Source organism: Rossellomorea vietnamensis NBRC 101237, from assembly GCF_001591825.1.
Classification (GTDB): Bacteria; Bacillota; Bacilli; order Bacillales; family Bacillaceae_B; genus Rossellomorea; species Rossellomorea vietnamensis.
In genome coordinates this window covers 1-558 of the sequence record NZ_BCVQ01000115.1, presented here as the reverse complement: position 1 = coordinate 558, position 558 = coordinate 1, and the positions used below count along the sequence as shown (strand labels likewise).

The following is a 558-nucleotide window of genomic DNA, read 5'->3' as shown; positions in this document are numbered from 1 at the left end:
TCGCTCAATTGGTTCAAAAAGTAGACGAAGTCGTAACCGAATATGATAAACAGATTGAAGCTACCTCGGATATCCCAAAACGAAAAGCTCTAAGAAGTGAGCGTAAACATCCAAAACAAGTCCGTAAAAAACTGATTGATTTTCTCTTGCGCAAACAGAAATACCAACAAGACTTAGAGACCTTTGGAACACGTAATAGCTATTCTAAAACAGATACTGATGCGACGTTCATGCGAATGAAAGATGATTATATGAAGAACGGGCAATTAAAAGCTGGTTACAATGTACAAATCGCCACGGAAGGTCAATACACGTTAGCCTATAGTTTATTTTCGAACCCAACAGATACCCGTACCTTAATTCCATTCCTAGATAAAATCGAGCAGGATTATTTCGAGTTACCAAAACACATCGTCGCAGACGCGGGTTATGGCAGTGAACAAAATTATAGCGATATCCTTTCAAACAGAAAACGAGAAGCACTCATTACGTATAACTTGTATCTAAAGGAACAAAAGAAGAAATATAAACAAAACTTATTTCACCCCGACAACTGGG

General features: G+C 38.0%; 1 protein-coding gene. It reads left to right on the top strand.

The features are described 5' to 3' along the window. On the top strand, positions 1–558 hold a 558-nt coding region (locus BVI01S_RS21900), incomplete at both ends, for a transposase (RefSeq protein WP_156477381.1).